This is a genomic window from Ralstonia sp. TCR112 (assembly GCF_007997035.1).
Taxonomy (GTDB): domain Bacteria; phylum Pseudomonadota; class Gammaproteobacteria; order Burkholderiales; family Burkholderiaceae; genus Ralstonia; species Ralstonia edaphi.
Map to the genome: position 1 here is coordinate 1 of NZ_VOSS01000116.1, position 3,090 is coordinate 3,090.

Here is a 3,090-nt window from a genome sequence, read left to right on the forward strand (position 1 = left end):
TGCGGGCTTTTTTGTTGCCTGCCGCAGCAGCGTCACGCGTGGGGCATGCGGTTTGCTACGCCTAGTTCGAATGTGCGGAGAACGATGCAGCGATACCGCGTCGCCCCGCATACGTCTGTGCAATGAGGCAAACGGAGGTTGCGATGCGAATGGAACGAACGACGCTGATCTACTGGGTGGCTGCGGCGCTGGCAATGGGTGGCTCGGCGGCCATGGCGGCCGACAACTGGGTCAAGCTCGCCCCGCTGGCCGACAACGCGGGCTCGCTCTATCTGGACAAGGATTCCATCGAGCGCAACAAGGACGGCACCGTGCGCGCCACAACGCGCGACGCCTATGACGCGCCGCGCAAGCTTTCAGACGGCAGGGCGTATCAATACGACACCCGCACATCCGTCTACGACTGCAAGGAGGGCCGCATCCTGCCGGTCAGTGCGCTGATCCAGGATAGCCAGCACGGCACGGTGCTGACCAAGACCATCGACGGCCCGCGCTGGGAGGCCGTCGTGCCGCGCTCAGAGGGCGAGGCGATCCTGCACGCCGTCTGCCAAAAGTAGTGCGCTGACGCCGGTGTTACTGGACGGCCGCCGCCGGCGCGAGATCGACGCGCAGCGTGCCGTCCGCATCCATGCGCGTGGTGCCGCGCGCAGCGGCCTCCCGGTAGTGGTACAGATCGAAGCGCAGCGGCCCGCGCGTGGATGTATCGGTCACGAGAATGCGGCTGTTGGTCACCAGCACGTTGTACATCTTCAGGTCGCCGGACTGGATCCAGATGCGGCTGGCGGCGTCGGTTGGCGCAGGCGCGCACATGGCGGGCGCGGGGCCGAAGCCGAGCACCAGCCCGTCGGGCGTGACACGCGCGTCTTCATCTGACCGATCAGGCGCGGTGGCGGGAACACCGTGTATTGGTCCAGCACCATGTCATTGCCGTCGAGCTTGGCGCCAGTGCGGTTGAGCGGCGCAAGCTGCGACAGCTCCAGGCCCATCCCCTTGAGCAGTGCGAGCGTCTGGATGCCCATCACGCGTGCCTCGGTGGGCGTGTAGACAAGGTAGCGCGATTCCTTGAGTGCCAACGTGCCGCGCATGCCGAACGGCAGCCACACGCCCGGAAAATGATTCCGCAGCTTGAGCCCGCCCGACACGTCGAGCACACCGTCGCCGGGTGTGAGCGACAGCGCGTTGAGCGAGCGCGGCGAATAGTCGAGCAGATACTGGTTGAACAGCGCGTCGAGCGACTCCTTGGGCACCGTCACTTCGCCGCCCAGGATGCGGATGTCGAACTGGCCCGGATCGTCCATGTCGACGGGCTGCCCCGGCTTGTGCGCCACGAGCTGCGCGGTCAGTTGGTGCACGTGGAAGCCGATGTCGCCGGTGATGCGGAAGTCCACATCGCGCATTTGCACGACGGGCGGCGCGGTGCCGGAATCGCGCGCCGCAGCCGGGCCGCTGGCATTGGGCGCGCCGGACGAGGGATCGCAGCGCTGCGTCCATTGCTGGCGCACGGAGATCAGCTCTTTGCGTTGCGCGCTGGCCATCGGTGGCTCGGCGGCGCGGGCAAGCGCGCTGGCCAGGAGGCCGGTCAGGCCGAGCGCGACCAACGCCAGGCGCAACATCACAGCGGCGAAAGCGAAGGCGGGGGCGATCATGGCGCGGTCCTCTTGGCGAGTTGCAGGGCAGGCTTGCTCGTCTTGGCAACCGCAGTTGCCTTGGCGGCCTTGGCGGCGGCGAGGGTGTCGAACGACGGCATCAGCACGCGAATGCCGCCATCGGGCGAGAAGCGCAGCGACCCCGCCACGAGCTGATCCCGATAGCGGTACAGGTTGAAGACGAACGGCTTGGCCGGATCGGCGACGACGATATCGATGCGCGCGTTCATCGGCATCGAGCGCATGAAGCGGATGTCGCCACCGCGAAAGAGGATGTACGGGCGCTGCGCGTCGGCGGCGTTGGCCAGCGGCGGCATCTGCGGATTACCATCGCCGATCTGCATGAGCAGCCCGTCGCGCGTGACGCGAATGGCGGAGAGCTTCAGATCCAGCGCGGGTGGCGGAAACAGTTTGGGCACCTGCATGACGATCTCGCTGCCACCCAATTGCACAGCGGGCGTCGATACCGGCAGCAGATCGGCCAGTTCGATATGCGCGGCGCCCATCAGCGCGCTGGCGTCCTGCCCGCGCACCTTGACCACGTTGGGGCGAAACACGATGGTCTGCGGATCGCGCAGCACCAGCGGGCCGCGCAGTTCGATCGGCACCCACGCGCCGCGCCGGCGCATCTCGGCGCGCATGTCCAGCGTGCCGTCGTCGAGCGCGAAGCTGAAGCCGCGCAGCGGCGGATCCTGGCCCGGCCCGCGCGCAAACACCACGGTATTGAACAGCGCGGCCATGCTCTCGGCCGTGACGCGCACCGAACCGCTCACCGGCTGCAGCGTGTACGACGACACATCGTCGAGCCACATGGGGTCGCCCTGTGCACGCGGCACCATGCGCAGCGCCAGCTGATCGACCAGAAAGCCCACGCCGCCGTCGAAACGAAAATCGACATGACGCAGATACGAGATCGCATCGGGCTGGCCCGAATCGCGCAGCGTGGCGGGCCGCACCTCGCGCGTGGCGAGATTGCCCGACTGGAACGGCGCGCGCGCCTGGGCTCGCGCGTCTTCAAGCTGTTTGGCTTTGTCGGCTTCGATGGCGCCGTGCCCGTCGCCGGCGGTTGCGCAACTCTGCAGCAGCAGTGCCGCCGCCAGCGCGCCCACAGCCCGAAGCCATGGAGCCCGCGCCCGCGCACCGATGTTTTGGCCGTACCCGGCCCTAGATGGCGCCTTGGATTTCTGTTGCAGAGAGGAAAAAGGAAGGGAAGCTGTCTGAGCGCAGCGAGTTTTTCCCTTCCCCTCTCTGCGACATAAATTCAAGGGGAATTCGCCATCTCGGGCGCGCCTTTCTTTGCCTACCTTTCTTTGGCAAGACAAAGAAAGTAGGTCGGCCCCGGCAGGGGACGAAACAGGGGACGCCCCAACAGCATCCACAGACTGCCAGCGGCGCAGCCGACGCAACATCAAGTCCCACATCGACGGTCTCCTCGTCGTGAGAA

Annotated in this window: 4 protein-coding genes; 1 reads left to right on the forward strand and 3 read right to left on the reverse strand. The window is 66.7% G+C overall.

Translation table 11 applies throughout. The annotated features are described in order from the left end of the window. Positions 1 to 143 precede the first annotated feature (143 nt). Complete coding sequence (locus tag FUT88_RS23125; protein ID WP_147218727.1) at positions 144 to 557, forward strand: surface-adhesin E family protein; 414 nt, start codon at positions 144 to 146, stop codon at positions 555 to 557. 16 nt (positions 558 to 573) lie between these two features. Here FUT88_RS23125 and FUT88_RS26950 read toward each other — a convergent pair whose 3' ends face one another. The 3 genes from FUT88_RS26950 to FUT88_RS23135 are packed head-to-tail and all read right to left on the reverse strand — an operon-like array spanning position 574 to position 2,755. Next, a complete protein-coding gene (locus FUT88_RS26950; protein WP_261797270.1) occupies positions 574 to 747 on the reverse strand; it encodes a hypothetical protein in 174 nt (57 codons plus the stop codon). A gap of 2 nt (positions 748 to 749) precedes the next feature. After that, positions 750 to 1,646: a DUF2993 domain-containing protein gene (locus FUT88_RS23130; protein WP_261797271.1), complete on the reverse strand. Its 897-nt coding sequence runs from the start codon at positions 1,644 to 1,646 to the stop codon at positions 750 to 752. Continuing rightward, positions 1,643 to 2,755 (reverse strand): hypothetical protein, encoded by a 1,113-nt coding sequence (locus FUT88_RS23135; RefSeq protein ID WP_261797272.1) that lies wholly within the window; start codon positions 2,753 to 2,755, stop codon positions 1,643 to 1,645. Before FUT88_RS23135 ends, FUT88_RS23130 begins: the two co-directional genes overlap by 4 nt. Positions 2,756 to 3,090: the final 335 nt, after the last annotated feature.

Bases quoted from the DNA above. Each gene is read 5' to 3' on its own strand.
- FUT88_RS23125 (WP_147218727.1), top strand. From the start codon at position 144: ATGCGAATGGAACGAACGACGCTGATCTACTGGGTGGCTGCGGCGCTG.
- FUT88_RS26950 (WP_261797270.1), bottom strand. From the start codon at position 747: ATGTACAACGTGCTGGTGACCAACAGCCGCATTCTCGTGACCGATACA.
- FUT88_RS23130 (WP_261797271.1), bottom strand. From the start codon at position 1,646: ATGATCGCCCCCGCCTTCGCTTTCGCCGCTGTGATGTTGCGCCTGGCG.